This is a genomic window from Acinetobacter sp. Brlt_5 (assembly GCF_051949055.1).
GTDB lineage: Bacteria > Pseudomonadota > Gammaproteobacteria > Pseudomonadales > Moraxellaceae > Acinetobacter > Acinetobacter indicus.
Genome location: NZ_JAYJLP010000020.1, coordinates 24863 through 39319 on the forward strand (window position 1 = coordinate 24863; position 14457 = coordinate 39319).

A 14457-nucleotide genomic window follows, 5' to 3' on the forward strand; every position below is an offset into this window, starting at 1 on the left:
GAAACAGGGTTTAAGCACTGGCCGGCAGGTCTTTAATTTCCACCAGAGCCGGCGTGTATTGCAGACGGTGATAACGCGCATCATCCAGTTGATAATCTGCTGCTTTGACCGTGTTCACGAATTTCCACTCGGCCAGCATCTCATCTGCCGTAAAGCTGACGGTCAGATAACCTCGCTGATTCAGGTTGCAATAACTCAGCTCATCAATCAGGGTATTAAAGGCAAATTCAAATTCGTACAGCTTGGCCGCCGGAATCTGCAGATATTTTTCCATCCCCGGAGAGGACACCGAACTGGTGGCCAGCTCCACCCCGACAAAGTTCTGCTGGGCATCATACAGCTGTGCAGACCAGGCATTATGAGTATCGCCCGCCAGCACCACCACTTTTTTACCCAGTTGACCCAATATGCTATACAGTGCTTCACGCTCGTAAGCATAGCCATCCCAGGCATCCAGGTTATATGGCACCACGGTCAGAATACGGGCTTTTTCCTGTGCGGTTAAAGTGGGATCGCCCTGTAAATAACGGCTTTTTAGCGTCACCAGTTCTACCAGCATCCGCTCGACATTGGCCAAGGTCTCTACGGTTGCCTGACCACTGGTGATTTGCCCGAGCACCTGCAAGATTTCCGCCGGAATCAGCATTTTCGCCATCAGCACCTGTTGCCCCAGCACATTCCAGATGGCCTGAGATTGGGTCAGCTGCTGCGCCAACCAGGTAAACTGAGTACGGCCAAGCAAGGTACGGTTACTGTCGGTTAAATCTGCGCTAAATCGGGCGGCATCCAGACCGGTCGCGGTTAAATAATGAGCATAATCCAGCTGCTTGTGACGTGCTAGTACCCGCGTATCCAGCATATTCAACTGCACCAGCTGACCGAAATTGAACTGGCGGTAAATATTCAGATGGTCATTTTCAGAGACCGGACGAATTGGCATCCACTCAAAATAGGCCTGCAATGCAGCCAACTTGCGTGCAAAGAAATCACCTTCGTTGTCCTGATGATTCTCCGCCCCTTCCATCCAGGTGTCATTGGTTAGCTCGTGGTCATCCCAGATTACAATAAACGGATGGCGCTGATGCACCGCCTGTAAGTCGGTATCCCCACGATATAAGGCATAACGCTTGCGATAATCATCTAAACGGATAATTTCCTGATTGTTATCTGCGGCCAAGGTACGTCCCAGTTTTTCCGCATCTTCAGTGGCATAACCATCGGCGCCATATTCATAAATATAATCACCCAGATGGATGACCACATCCAGATTTTCCTTGGCCATTTCCTTATAGACATGGAAATAACCGGCCGGATAGTTGGAGCAGGAACAGACCGCAAACTTTACAGCAGCAGTATCAAGCGGCAAGGTTTTGGTCTGGCCTACCGGTGAGCTTTGCGCGCCATAGCGGAAACGGTAGAAATAGGTCTGATTGGCTTGCAAACCGTCTGCATCAACTTTGACGGTAAAGTCCTGCGCCTGTGTGGTTAGCACTTTGCCCGTATTTACAATGTGCTGAAACGCCTGATCGGTCGCGATTTCCCATTGTACTTCCAGATGCATGGCCGTATCTTCGGGGCTAAGACGGGTCCATAGAATCACCCGGTCTGCCAATGGGTCACCACTGGCCACACCATGTAAAAATTGTATTTGTGGCGCATCAGGAGATGAATGCTCTGGATCATCATCGCCACAGGCAGTTAAGCTGAGTGGCAAAGACAGTGCCCCAAAACCTGCAATGGTTTTTTGAATCAGTTCGCGACGGTTCATGTGCGTTGTCATACGGTTTTCCTGTTGTTTTTATTTGCACTACCTTAGAAAACCGAGGTTTAGCTTTGATCTCATTTTGATGAAAAAATGATGACAGTCGTTTCCTTCCCTGCCGAGAGTTTAGGCTAATACAATGATTTGCTTGAAAAGAAAGCAATTGTAAGCAAATTTACTTGCCAAGTTTTCCATCCTCCTCTATTATTGCGCACATGCCCGAGTGGTGAAATCGGTAGACACAGGGGATTTAAAATCCCCCGCCCTCAAAGCGTGCCAGTTCGAGTCTGGCCTCGGGCACCATTTTAATAGATCTTAAAATGGTGCAATAAATTACCCAGCGTCAAGCTGGTTTTTTATGCCAAAAATTTAATAAAAACAGATTGAATAGAAAGAGAAGAAATATAAAAAGAAGAATGAAATATCAGGTCACCCTACTCACCTTGCCAAGCTGTTTTTCAAGCATTTATGCCGCCGATGAATCAAGCATTTAATATGATCAAGAAACGCCCGTACAGCAGAGTAACACACTGAGTAGGTCGTGCAGGTAGATGAGAGGACTAAAGCATATCCGAAACAGAGCTGCTATTTACTGTACACCCTGTAAGATTGAGCGATAGAATCATCTCAAACCCAGATCACCCCATTATAAAAAAAGAGAGCGGCTTACCACTCTCGATTCGATACCAGTTCTTCCATTTCCAGCTCGAAATAGCCGGCATCTTGCAGCACCATCATCATCGCTTCGGCAATATAATCTGCCGCAGTATCATCCAGTGATGAATCCAGATCTTCAAATTGTGGTTTCATCTTGTTGATGACGTTTACCGTTTCATGCGCGAAGTGATAAATGTCAGCCTCGGACAAATTCGGCTTGGCGACTTTTTTCGCAAACTGTTCAATGGACTGTTTGATTTCAGCGACCAGAATATCGGGATAATAGTCATCGTCAAACATGGGGAGAAGTAAATCTGTAAACATACAGGCACTCAAAACTACAAAAGGTCAAATTCAAGACAGGCTATATAGCACAAAGCCCCTGAAAAGCCAAACTGAGCGAGATTTGAATACCTATATGATATAAAGCAGGCTGGTATAGAGCAGCCCTTAAGCCAATTGCATCGCCTGCCAGATTTTAATGGCATCGGCGGTAGCTTTCACATCATGCGCGCGCACCATACAGGCACCCTGCTGAATACTCAGCAAATGCGCAGTAGCTGAACCAACTGCACGTTGCTGTGGCTCTGCGGCATCCAGCACACTGCCAATAAAACGTTTACGCGACAAGGCAGATAAAATTGGATAACCCATGTCAGTCAGTTTATGGAACTCATTTAGCAATTGCAGATTTTGCTGGGCATTTTTGGCAAAACCAAAGCCCGGATCAATCATAATGTTTTCAGCCTTGACCCCGGCATCCAGTGCATCCTGAACCCGTTGCGAGAGTTCACGAATAACATCTGTAGTGACATCTTCATATTGATCCAGATTATTCATGGTGGTTGGCTCACCGCGCATATGCATGATGATCACCGGAATATTTAATTCAGCTGCGGTTTCCAGCGCCTGAGGACGGGTTAAAGCCCGCACATCATTCCAGATATGTGCACCGGCCGCTACTGCCGCACGAATCACTTCCGGCTGTGAAGTATCAATTGAAATCACCACATTTAGTTTGGCCAGCTCCTCGACCACAGGCACCACCCGGCGGATTTCTTCCTCAATTTCCACCACCGCTGCACCGGGACGGGTCGATTCACCCCCCACATCAATGACGGTAGCACCTTCAGCAATCATCTGTTTGGCACGGGCAATCGCCTGCTCTTTTTCATTGTGCTGCCCCCCGTCACTAAACGAGTCCGGGGTTACATTCAAGATTCCCATCACATGCGGCTGAGACAGATCCAAAGTTAAAGCTCCAAAGCTCCATTGACGCTGCGGTAATGGCATCAGCTGCATGTTTTTATCCTCATTCACAATAAGGCAAATATTGTCTTATGGATAATTCAATAAAGTAAAGCCTTAGATAGCAAACTGCGGCTTATTTGCATATTGCAGCAGCTTGCACGGTCGCCTTAATTTCACAAAAGGGATCATTTTTTTCGTCCGACAAAACAGCTGATAGATCCCCTATTAAAGACAGGAGATTATGACTGACCCTGATAACGCCCCGGCCGATGATTGAGGGCCAAAAAGATACCCATAATCACCGCTGCCAAGATAGACCACAACACCTGCTGATATGGCATCACCCCAAAAGCCAATGCAACGACCACACAATCAATGGCCATTTGTACCTTACCGGCACTGATGCCAGCTTTATCTTGCAAATACAGCGACAAGATGGTGGCGCCACCCAAACTCGATTGATGCCGGGCCAAAAACAGAATACCGGTTCCCAGCATTAAGCCGCCAGCAATCGCGGCAAAAAGTGGATGCAAATAATGAATGTCCAGATATTGCGGCACAATATAGGTCAATAAAGAAAGTAAGGCCACACAAATAAAGGTTTTTAGTGTGAAGCTTTTGCCCAACCTGCGCCACGCAAACCAGTAAAACGGCAGATTAATCAGAAAATACAGCAAACTAAACGACCAGCCAGTTGCATAGTGCAGCACAAAAGCAATCCCTGCGGTACTGCCGGTCAGCAGACCTGCCTGTTCATACAGAATCAGGGTAATTCCGACAAACAGCGTTCCTGAGAACAGTGCTAGGCTGTCATCCATATAACTATGTTTAAGCGGATGCATCGATGGTAGAGGCGCAGCTTTTAACGCGCTTGGATTAGATTGGTTATTCATGTTGAGAATCCCCTGTTCACCCTGTACTTATGGTCTGTGGTGAATAGCATGTGTGTGCTTGTGGCACGTGGTATTTTTATTGCGTTTTTAATATGACAAAGGATAAAAATTTCTACAATCTTTAATTGTTGTCTTTTCTCCTGTCCGGGTTTATGGCTTGCATAGACCTTTCATCTAACCAATTGGGTCAGGTACCGATAAATACATGCAAATTTCATGCATAAAAAAACCACCCGAAGGTGGTTTTCTTAAAATATTCTTAGTTGGCTGGCAATGGTGGCGGTGTGCTTGGACCATTGCTTGGGGTTACATCAATCACCGGATTTTCTGCAACATATACTTTTGGTGGCTGTGGTTCACGGCCTTCCATAATGTCACGAATCTGCTCACGATCAATGGTTTCCCAATCCATCAGCGCTTTTACCATGGCATGGGCAATCTCTTTGTTGTTTTCCAGGATATCCCAGGCCACTTTATATTGCTCATCCAGAATGCGGCGCACTTCACGGTCCACTTCCAGCTGTGTCGCTTCAGAAATGGTCCGGCTACCCAGGCTGCCCATGAAGGATTGCTGTGAATCATCTTCATAAACCATCACGCCTAGTTTGTCCGACATACCGTATTTGGTCACCATGGCACGTGCCATTTTGGTTGCACGCTCAAAGTCGTTCGATGCACCGGTAGACTGCTGATTAATGAAAATTTCTTCAGCAATACGACCACCAAACAGGATTGAAATTTCTTTCAGCATCTTGTCTTTGTAATGGCTGGTCTGGTCAAACTCAGGCAACTGCCAGGTTACACCCAGCGCCCAACCGCGCGGCATAATCGTGACTTTATGCACAGGATCCGTACCCGGCAGCATTTCTGCCACAATGGCATGGCCTGCTTCATGATAAGCCGTCGCACGACGTTCTTCTTCACGAATCACCATCGATTTACGTTCAGGACCCATGTACAGCTTGTCTTTGGCATCTTCAAAGTCATGCATGTCGACCGTGTTCTTGTTACGACGTGCAGCAAATAGCGCCGCTTCGTTCACCAAGTTGGCCAACTGTGCACCCGAGAAGCCCGGTGTACCACGTGCAAGGACTTTTACATCCACACCTGTGGTTGAAGGCAATTTTTTCAGGTGAACATTCAAGATTTGCTCACGACCTTTAATATCGGGTAAGCCCACCATCACCTGACGGTCAAAACGACCTGGACGTAATAAAGCTTTATCCAGTACATCGGCACGGTTGGTTGCGGCAATGACGATAATACCTTCGTTGCCTTCAAAACCGTCCATTTCGACCAGCATCTGGTTTAAGGTCTGCTCACGCTCATCGTGACCACCACCGGTACCTGAACCACGGTGACGACCGACCGCATCAATCTCGTCAATAAAGATAATACATGGCGCGTGGCGTTTCGCCTGCTCGAACATGTCACGGACACGAGAGGCGCCCACACCCACGAACATTTCTACGAAGTCAGAACCTGAAATACTGAAGAATGGCACTTTAGCTTCGCCAGCAATGGCTTTTGCCAGCAAAGTTTTACCGGTACCCGGAGGACCAACCATTAACACGCCTTTCGGAATGGTTGCCCCCAAACGTTTAAATTTGGCCGGATCTTTCAGGAAGTCGACAATTTCAACCACTTCCTGTTTGGCTTCATCACAACCTGCAACATCGGCAAAGGTTACTTTAATCTGGTCTTCAGACAGCATTTTCGCTTTGGACTTACCAAAGCTCATTGGGCCGTTTTTACCACCTGCACCGCCACCCATGTTGCGCATAAAGAACATGAATAACAAAATGATTAAAAGTACAGGGAAACTAGCAATGAGTAGTTGCATCAACAAACCTTGACGTTGAGGTGCAGTACCTTCAACAACAACGTTGTTTTCAATGAGGCTCGGCATGAGTTCAGGATCTTGAACCGCCGGACGAATACTTTCAAATGGTGAGCCATTGGCTTTTTCACCACTAATTCTTTCGCCATCAATTGTAACTTTTTTAATTTGACCAGCATCCACCGCCGCAACGAACTCGGAATAGTTCATTGACGTTGGCTTATCACTGCCATTGATGTTACTGAAAATCAGAATCAGTACACCAAGTATAATTAGCCACAATACGGCATTCTTGAAGAGATCGCTCAAAGCTTTATTCCCATATCAATCTAATTTGATCATGCCCTTTACAGGGTGACCTTAATGTTAAAGCTGAAGATCAGCCTACAAAACTCTTAAAAACGTACAAAATGCACAATTTTTAACGGCTTGGCAAGTAAACTTTATTTGAATGCCTTCTTCCGGCCCTGTCCGATCAAAAACACTTCTTTCGAACGTGCACGAGAAGCTGCCGGTTTTGCAGTCTTTAATACATCGAAGCTGTCGACGACCTGTTTGCGAAATTCATCGAAGCCAGAACCCTGGAACACCTTCACAACAAACTGTCCGTTTGGCCCCAGCACTTTTTGCGCAAAGTCCAAAGCCAGTTCACATAAATAGATTTGTCGTGGCTGATCTACCGCTCTATTACCTGATGTATTGGGGGCCATATCGGAAATTACAACGTCTACAGTCCGGCCATTTAAAATATTTAACAATTTTTCAAAAACTTCTTCCTCACGGAAGTCACCTTGCAGGAAGGTCACATCTGGTAAGGCATCCATAGGCAAAATATCCGATGCAATCACCAGCCCTTTGTCACCGACCAGTTTGCCGGCAATTTGCGACCAGCTGCCGGGCGCAGCACCCAGATCGACCACCGTCATGCCGGGTTTGATAATTTTATATTTTTCCTGAATCTCTAGCAGTTTATACGCAGCACGCGCACGATAACCTTCCTTCTGGGCTTTTTTCACGAAAGGGTCATCCAGGTGCTCTCTCATCCACGCACGACTACTTTTGGATAATTTCTGGTTGGTAATGCGTGTTGCCATAACTCTCTAAATATTAAAAACCTTCTAATTTATAATTGTACGTGAAAATTGCCGCGCTTGCAGTACAGATGTGTAGTTAAATGGACGTAGAGGGTGTGATTTTTTCTATTATTTGCATCGATTATTTGCGCAGATTTTACAGCGTTTCAAATTGGGATTTGCTATACTAAGCCGTTTTTAAAATCAGGTTATTTTTATGGCGGCTTTATCTATTCAGGAACGCAAGCGTTTACGTCAAATCGGTCATGCACTCAATCCGGTTGTGATGATTGGCGGACAAGGGCTTACTGAAAATGTCATTGAAGAAACCACGCGTGCGTTAAACGACCACGAACTGATTAAAGTGAAAATTGGCGGTGAAGACCGTGAAGCACGTGCAGCTGTAATTGAGGCAATTGCAGAAGCGACTGGTGCAGAAGTGGTACAGACCATTGGTAAAATTGCCCTGCTGTATAAAAAAGCCAAACCGCAAAATCCAAAATTATCGAACCTGGTTCGTCACGCACATCTGGCAAAATAATTTTTCCTTATGGCAAGTTATGAACTGAGTGCTTTTGATCGCCGTTTTCAGGCCATCTCCCTGGTCGGGGCGATTGAGCAGCAAAGCCCGTTTAACCTGAATATTGGTTACTGGCTGCGTGATCCGAACCAGTATGTGCAGTGGCCCGATCTGGTGTCTGCGCATCCGCGTCAGGATTTTCTCTGGCAGAACACCTGTTTTGAAGTGTTTATTGGGGTTCATGGGGAAGATTTTTATCGTGAAATTAATCTTTCTCCATCTCAAGCCTGGCAGGCCTATCAGTTTGAGGAATATCGCTATCCGGAAGATATGCCGCCGCAAGCCGCCTATGATATTGAGCTTAACCAGCTGAAACGCACCCATTATGGACTGAATGTCAGTCTGGACTTGGGCGAATTCATGGCCAAGCATAAATTAAAGTGGTCGGATCTGTTCATTGGTTTAACTGCCGTGTTAAACACTTCTGAAGGTGAACACTATTACGCCATGCAGCACAGCAGCCCACAGGCCGATTTTCATAACAAGCGCGATTGGCTGCATCAGTTCTAGGCATTATGTCTGAACTAAAACGCAGTATAAAAAAAGTGAGGCACATGACCTCACTTTTTTATTGCCTGCATCGCACGCACCCGCTACAACACGCCTTAGCTTTTAAGGGTGGTGTCGGTTTCAGAAGCAGGTGCCGCCTCTTTTGCTGGTACAACTTTTTTCCAGGTTTCCAAGGTATGTTCTTTGGAGCGCTTGAAGGTTTCGGTTAACTGGTCTTTATGCTTGACTGAAATCTGGCTGACATCGGCTTTAAGCTCTTTGCCAATTTTATTCAAATCTTCAATCACCGCATTAAACTCGGTTTTCACAAACTCTTTCAGTTCACCAAGATCTTTTTGTGAGCTGCCAAAATGCCCCTTGAGCGATTCAATTTTCTGCAGTAGCTCCTTCTTGAGCTGACTGAGCTGCTCCTGCACGCTGCCATTAAATTTTTTCGCTTCGGTCTGCAGTTTTTCCTGGGTCTCCCCGACTGCTTCAGTAACCTGCTGCTTGGCCTCTTGCGCTGCCTGTTCAAGCTTTTCAGTGCCTTCTGCCACCACGTCTTTTAAGGAGTTTTTAGCCGCTGGCTGTTTTTGTTCTGCTGTCATTGCCGTTCACCCGCCTGTTATTATGAAAGACCACAGTATAGTAGAAACAGATAAAATTTAAGTTTTGATTTGTTAGACAATTATTAAATGCTTACATTTCTGTGACATTGCGTGACAAACATGCTTTTGCACCAAAAGAATACTTTTTTATTGGATATTCCGCTTCAATAACGTGGACTTTTTCAGAGTTGGTGCGTATAATGCGCTGTTAAGTTCAAGCGAGCAGATGTGAGGAGGGTAGGTTGTATAGTAGCCTTCCTTTTTTTTCGTCTACTCGCTTTTTTACAGCCTAAATTTCAGGAGCTTTGGTTTGAGCACCCCCGCCATTTTAGCCCTTGCCGACGGTACGATCTTCAAAGGAACGTCAATCGGTGCATCGGGTAGTACGACTGGTGAAGTCGTTTTTAACACTGCCATGACTGGCTATCAAGAAATTTTGACTGACCCGAGTTATGCACAGCAACTTGTGACTTTAACTTACCCGCATATTGGTAACACAGGTTGTAATGAAGAAGACGCAGAATCTGGTCGTATTCATAAAGTATGGGCCAACGGATTAATCATTCGTGATTTGCCTTTATTGCATAGCAACTTCCGTTCTACACAGTCTTTAGAGGATTACCTGAAGCAACACAATGTGGTTGCCATTGCCGATATCGACACGCGTAAACTGACTCGTATTTTACGTGCAAAAGGTGCGCAAAACGGTTGTATTCTGGCTGGTGAAAATATCACTGAAGAAGAAGCAATTGCAAAAGCACGTGCATTTGGCGGCTTAAACGGTTTAGACCTTGCAAAAGAATGCTGTGACCCGAACGGTTTTGAATGGACCGAAGGCTCATGGGAACTTGGCAAAGGCTTTACTCAACCTGAACTTAAATTCCATGTGGTTGCATACGACTACGGTGTCAAAACCAACATCCTGCGTATGCTGGCAGACCGCGGCTGTAAACTGACCGTTGTGCCTGCACAGACCCCTGCTGCTGACGTACTTGCGTTAAATCCAGATGGCGTGTTCCTGTCGAACGGCCCTGGCGACCCAGCTGCTTGTGATTATGCAATTGAGGCTGTAAAAACTATTGTTGAAACCACCAATCTCCCTGTGTTTGGTATCTGTTTAGGTCACCAGATTCTTGCTCTGGCTTCTGGCGCAAAAACCATGAAAATGGCGCACGGTCACCACGGTGCCAACCATCCTGTACAAAACATCGAAGATGGTACAGTGATGATTACCTCGCAAAACCACGGCTTCGCAGTGGATGAAAGCAACCTGCCAGCAGTCTTGCGTGTTACCCACCGTTCTCTGTTCGATGGTACTAACCAGGGTATCCACCGTACAGACAAGCCGGCATTCAGCTTCCAGGGTCACCCTGAAGCCAGCCCAGGTCCACACGACTGTGCCCCACTGTTCGATCATTTCATCGAACTTCTTGAAGCAGCTAAGAAGTAATTAAGGAGCAAATAATGCCAAAGCGTACGGATATTAAAAGCATCTTAATTATTGGTGCTGGTCCTATTGTTATCGGTCAGGCCTGTGAGTTTGACTACTCGGGTGCTCAAGCCTGCAAAGCGCTGCGTGAAGAAGGTTACCGCGTCATTCTGGTGAACTCGAACCCGGCGACGATTATGACTGACCCGGCAATGGCGGATGCAACCTATATCGAGCCAATCACCTGGCAAACCGTTGCAGCGATCATTGAAAAAGAACGTCCAGATGCAGTTTTACCAACCATGGGCGGCCAGACTGCACTGAACTGTGCCCTTGCTCTGGATGCCAACGGTATTTTAGAAAAATACAATGTTGAGCTGATTGGCGCGACTAAAGAAGCGATTGAAAAAGCAGAAGACCGTAAACTGTTTGACGAAGCAATGCGTAAAATTGGTCTGGAATGTCCAAAAGCTGCGATTGCGGAATCTATGGAAGAAGCGCTGGACATTCAGGCGCGCTTCGGTTTCCCTGTGATTATTCGTCCATCATTCACCATGGGTGGTTCTGGTGGCGGTATCGCGTACAACCGCGAAGAATTCCTTGAAATCTGTGAACGTGGTTTCGACCTGTCTCCGACTCACCAGTTATTGATTGATGAATCACTCATTGGCTGGAAAGAATACGAGATGGAAGTTGTTCGTGACAAAAACGACAACTGTATTATCGTCTGTTCAATCGAAAACTTTGACCCAATGGGCGTGCATACTGGTGACTCCATCACAGTTGCTCCGGCACAAACATTGACCGACAAAGAATATCAACTCATGCGTAACGCGTCTTTAGCGGTACTGCGTGAAATTGGTGTAGAAACCGGTGGTTCTAACGTTCAGTTCGGTATTAACCCGAAAGATGGCCGTATGGTTATCATTGAAATGAACCCGCGTGTATCGCGTTCATCTGCCCTTGCGTCTAAAGCAACAGGTTTCCCGATTGCGAAAATCGCAGCGAAACTGGCAGTGGGTTATACCCTGGATGAGCTGAAAAACGACATCACTGGCGGTACGACTCCAGCATCGTTCGAGCCATCAATTGACTACGTTGTAACCAAGGTTCCACGTTTTAACTTCGAAAAATTCCCGCAAGCAGATGCAACACTGACGACTCAGATGAAATCTGTGGGTGAAGTAATGGCAATTGGCCGTAACTTCCAGGAATCTGTCAACAAAGCCCTTCGTGGTCTAGAAGTCGGTGCTTCTGGTTTTGATGAAAAAATCGAAGTGGGTACTGAAGGTGCGCGCGAGAAAATCCTGCAAGAACTTAAAGTTCCAGGCCCAGAGCGTATCTGGTACGTAGCGGATGCCTTCCGTCATGGCTTCACTTTAGATGAAGTATTTGAAGCGACCAAAATTGACCGCTGGTTCCTGATTCAGATTGAAGACATCATCAATACTGAAAACCAGATCAAAACTTTAGGTTTCGGCGACTTAAACGCAGACAATATCCGTGCGTTCAAACGCAAAGGTTTATCGGATCTGCGTATCGCCAACCTGATGGGTATTTCACAAAAACAATTCCGTAAACACCGCTGGAACCTGGGCGTGACTCCGGTTTACAAACGTGTGGATACATGTGCGGCAGAATTCGAATCTGATACCGCTTATATGTATTCAACTTACGATGAAGAATGTGAATCGAATCCATCTGCGAAAGACAAGATCATGGTCATCGGTGGTGGTCCTAACCGTATTGGTCAGGGTATCGAATTCGATTACTGCTGTGTACACGCGGCGCTTGCGATGCGTGAAGACGGTTATGAAACCATCATGGTGAACTGTAACCCTGAAACGGTTTCTACTGACTATGACACCTCAGATCGTCTGTACTTCGAACCAATTACTTTGGAAGATGTGCTTGAAATCGTGCGTACCGAGAAGCCTAAAGGCATTATCGTACAGTACGGTGGTCAAACACCGCTGAAACTGGCGCGTGCGTTAGAAGAGGCTGGTGCACCAATCATTGGTACATCTCCAGATGCGATTGACCGTGCCGAAGACCGTGAACGTTTCCAGCAAATGATTCAACGTCTGCAACTGCGTCAACCAAACAACAGCATCGTAAAATCTGCTGAAGAAGGTATTGCTGAAGCGGCGAAAGTGGGCTATCCACTGGTGGTACGTCCATCATACGTACTAGGTGGCCGTGCGATGGAAATCGTGTACAACGAAGAAGAATTGAAGCGTTACTTACGTGATGCCGTTCAGGCGTCGAATGATGCCCCTGTTCTTCTTGACCGCTTCCTGGATGATGCGATTGAAGTTGACGTAGACTGCGTATCTGACGGTAAAGATGTGGTGATCGGCGGGATCATGCAGCACATTGAACAGGCGGGTATTCACTCAGGTGACTCTGCATGTTCGATTCCACCTTACTCGTTATCAAACGAAGTACAGGACGAAATGCGTCGTCAAACCGTAGCGATGGCCAAAGAGCTGGGCGTTATCGGTTTAATGAACGTACAGTTCGCGGTAAAAGGTGATGACGTTTACATTCTGGAAGTGAACCCACGTGCTTCTCGTACCGTGCCGTTCGTATCTAAGTGTATCGGTGAATCATTAGCGAAAATTGCTGCACGTTGTATGGCGGGTCAATCTCTGGAGTCACAAGGCTTCACAACCGAGATTATTCCTGAGCACTTCTCTGTTAAAGAAGCGGTGTTCCCATTCAACAAGTTCCCGGGTGTTGACCCAATCCTTGGCCCTGAAATGAAATCTACAGGCGAAGTAATGGGTGTGGGTAAAACTTTTGGTGAAGCATTCTACAAAGCTGTGTTAGGCTCGAATGAACGCTTACCAGGTTTGCCAACCGAAGGCGAAATCAAGCATGCATTCATTTCAGTACGTGATTCTGATAAACCACGTGCAGCAGGTATTGCCAAACAGCTTGCAGACTTTGGCTTCAAAATTATCGCTACCGGCGGTACTTATGATGTGATCAAAGCCGCAGGAATTGAATGTGAACGTGTGAATAAAGTAACTGAAGGTCGTCCAAATATTGTGGACCGCTTGAAAAATGGCGAAATTCACCTCATTATCAATACCACTGAAGGCAAACAAGCGCAGCAGGATTCATTCTCAATCCGCCGTTCTGCCCTGCAAGGTAAGGTCTATCATACGACTACCCTGAATGGTGCCGATGCGGTATGCCAAGCGTTAGCCATTAAATTGCCGATGGATGTTTATCGTTTGCAAGATTTAAGCAAAGGTTAATTGTCTACCGAGAAGTCCCGTCACCTCTCGGTGGCGGGCTTTTTTTCATTTATAGAGCTGTATTTTTCTAATATTCAACTTGAGGGACAACAATGCAACGTTATCCTATGACTCCTGAAGGCAAAGTCGCCTTAGAGAAAGAATTACACCAGTTAAAAACTGTTGAACGCCCACGTATTACTGCTGCGATTGCAGAAGCACGTGAACACGGTGACTTAAAAGAAAATGCAGAATATCATGCGGCCCGCGAGCAGCAAGGTTTTTGCGAAGGCCGTATTCAAGACATCGAAGGTAAACTGGGCGCGGCTCAGGTTATTGATGTGAAAGAATTAGAGCAAAATGGCCGTGTGGTCTTTGGTGTTACAGTAACGATTGAAAACCTGGATACTGAAGAGCAAAAAACCTACAAGATCGTCGGTGATGACGAAGCAGATTTCAAAATTAACAAGATTTCTGTGAACTCTCCAATCGCGCGTGGCCTGTTGGGCAAAAATGAAGGCGATGACGTAAAAATTGTCACCCCGCAAGGTGAAGTAGAATACGAAATCGTAAGTGTTGAATATATCTAATCAATTCAATGCCCAGATTGCCTAAGCCCCTCGTTTGAGG

12 protein-coding genes and 1 tRNA gene are annotated in these 14457 nt (G+C 46.3%); 6 read left to right on the top strand and 7 right to left on the bottom strand.

Annotation, left to right across the window (positions count from 1 at the left end):
• Window positions 1-10: 10 nt before the first annotated feature.
• Window positions 11-1780 (bottom strand): alkaline phosphatase D family protein, encoded by a 1770-nt coding sequence (locus tag VF685_RS12370; protein WP_242911960.1) that lies wholly within the window; start codon window positions 1778-1780, stop codon window positions 11-13.
• A gap of 199 nt (window positions 1781-1979) precedes the next feature.
• Here VF685_RS12370 and VF685_RS12375 point away from each other — a divergent pair.
• A tRNA-Leu gene (locus tag VF685_RS12375) sits at window positions 1980-2065 on the top strand.
• Between the two features lie 363 nt (window positions 2066-2428).
• On the opposite strand, the gene VF685_RS12380 is transcribed toward VF685_RS12375, so the two are convergent.
• From VF685_RS12380 to rlmE, 5 genes are all read right to left on the bottom strand, one after another.
• Window positions 2429-2743: a DUF5713 family protein gene (locus VF685_RS12380; protein WP_045796482.1), complete on the bottom strand. Its 315-nt coding sequence runs from the start codon at window positions 2741-2743 to the stop codon at window positions 2429-2431.
• A gap of 126 nt (window positions 2744-2869) precedes the next feature.
• Window positions 2870-3721 carry a dihydropteroate synthase gene (gene folP, locus VF685_RS12385; protein WP_160243446.1) on the bottom strand — a complete coding sequence of 284 codons (852 nt, stop codon included), beginning with the start codon at window positions 3719-3721 and terminating at the stop codon, window positions 2870-2872.
• Between the two features lie 188 nt (window positions 3722-3909).
• A complete protein-coding gene (locus VF685_RS12390) occupies window positions 3910-4563 on the bottom strand; it encodes a YitT family protein (protein ID WP_016659947.1) in 654 nt (217 codons plus the stop codon).
• Window positions 4564-4822: 259 nt separating this feature from the next.
• Entirely contained in the window at window positions 4823-6712 is a 1890-nt protein-coding gene (gene ftsH / locus VF685_RS12395) for an ATP-dependent zinc metalloprotease FtsH (protein ID WP_160241524.1), read from the bottom strand.
• Window positions 6713-6846: 134 nt separating this feature from the next.
• The gene (gene rlmE / locus VF685_RS12400; protein ID WP_005176316.1) at window positions 6847-7497 is read right to left on the bottom strand and encodes a 23S rRNA (uridine(2552)-2'-O)-methyltransferase RlmE; all 651 of its coding nucleotides are present in this window, start codon (window positions 7495-7497) and stop codon (window positions 6847-6849) included.
• Window positions 7498-7693: 196 nt separating this feature from the next.
• Here rlmE and yhbY point away from each other — a divergent pair, with 196 nt between their 5' ends.
• Together yhbY and VF685_RS12410 are read left to right on the top strand one after the other, a co-directional pair.
• Window positions 7694-8017 (top strand): ribosome assembly RNA-binding protein YhbY, encoded by a 324-nt coding sequence (gene yhbY / locus VF685_RS12405; protein ID WP_005176314.1) that lies wholly within the window; start codon window positions 7694-7696, stop codon window positions 8015-8017.
• 9 nt (window positions 8018-8026) lie between these two features.
• Window positions 8027-8566, top strand: a complete 540-nt coding sequence (locus VF685_RS12410) for a DOMON-like domain-containing protein (RefSeq protein WP_075167187.1) — start codon at window positions 8027-8029, stop codon at window positions 8564-8566.
• Window positions 8567-8661: 95 nt separating this feature from the next.
• Here the strand turns inward: VF685_RS12410 and VF685_RS12415 are convergent, their stop codons facing one another.
• The gene (locus tag VF685_RS12415) at window positions 8662-9153 is read right to left on the bottom strand and encodes a hypothetical protein (protein WP_160243447.1); all 492 of its coding nucleotides are present in this window, start codon (window positions 9151-9153) and stop codon (window positions 8662-8664) included.
• Between the two features lie 310 nt (window positions 9154-9463).
• Here VF685_RS12415 and carA point away from each other — a divergent pair, with 310 nt between their 5' ends.
• From carA to greA, 3 genes are all read left to right on the top strand, one after another.
• A complete protein-coding gene (carA, locus tag VF685_RS12420; RefSeq protein ID WP_242911959.1) occupies window positions 9464-10603 on the top strand; it encodes a glutamine-hydrolyzing carbamoyl-phosphate synthase small subunit in 1140 nt (379 codons plus the stop codon).
• Between the two features lie 14 nt (window positions 10604-10617).
• The gene (gene carB / locus VF685_RS12425) at window positions 10618-13848 is read left to right on the top strand and encodes a carbamoyl-phosphate synthase large subunit (RefSeq protein ID WP_016659941.1); all 3231 of its coding nucleotides are present in this window, start codon (window positions 10618-10620) and stop codon (window positions 13846-13848) included.
• A gap of 92 nt (window positions 13849-13940) precedes the next feature.
• The gene (gene greA / locus VF685_RS12430) at window positions 13941-14417 is read left to right on the top strand and encodes a transcription elongation factor GreA (protein WP_075167191.1); all 477 of its coding nucleotides are present in this window, start codon (window positions 13941-13943) and stop codon (window positions 14415-14417) included.
• The last annotated feature ends 40 nt before the right edge of the window (window positions 14418-14457 follow it).

Bases quoted from the DNA above. Each gene is read 5' to 3' on its own strand.
- VF685_RS12370 (WP_242911960.1), bottom strand. From the start codon at position 1,780: ATGACAACGCACATGAACCGTCGCGAACTGATTCAAAAAACCATTGCA.
- folP (WP_160243446.1), bottom strand. From the start codon at position 3,721: ATGCAGCTGATGCCATTACCGCAGCGTCAATGGAGCTTTGGAGCTTTA.
- VF685_RS12415 (WP_160243447.1), bottom strand. From the start codon at position 9,153: ATGACAGCAGAACAAAAACAGCCAGCGGCTAAAAACTCCTTAAAAGAC.
- VF685_RS12390 (WP_016659947.1), bottom strand. From the start codon at position 4,563: ATGAATAACCAATCTAATCCAAGCGCGTTAAAAGCTGCGCCTCTACCA.
- yhbY (WP_005176314.1), top strand. From the start codon at position 7,694: ATGGCGGCTTTATCTATTCAGGAACGCAAGCGTTTACGTCAAATCGGT.
- VF685_RS12410 (WP_075167187.1), top strand. From the start codon at position 8,027: ATGGCAAGTTATGAACTGAGTGCTTTTGATCGCCGTTTTCAGGCCATC.
- rlmE (WP_005176316.1), bottom strand. From the start codon at position 7,497: ATGGCAACACGCATTACCAACCAGAAATTATCCAAAAGTAGTCGTGCG.
- carB (WP_016659941.1), top strand. From the start codon at position 10,618: ATGCCAAAGCGTACGGATATTAAAAGCATCTTAATTATTGGTGCTGGT.
- greA (WP_075167191.1), top strand. From the start codon at position 13,941: ATGCAACGTTATCCTATGACTCCTGAAGGCAAAGTCGCCTTAGAGAAA.
- VF685_RS12380 (WP_045796482.1), bottom strand. From the start codon at position 2,743: ATGTTTACAGATTTACTTCTCCCCATGTTTGACGATGACTATTATCCC.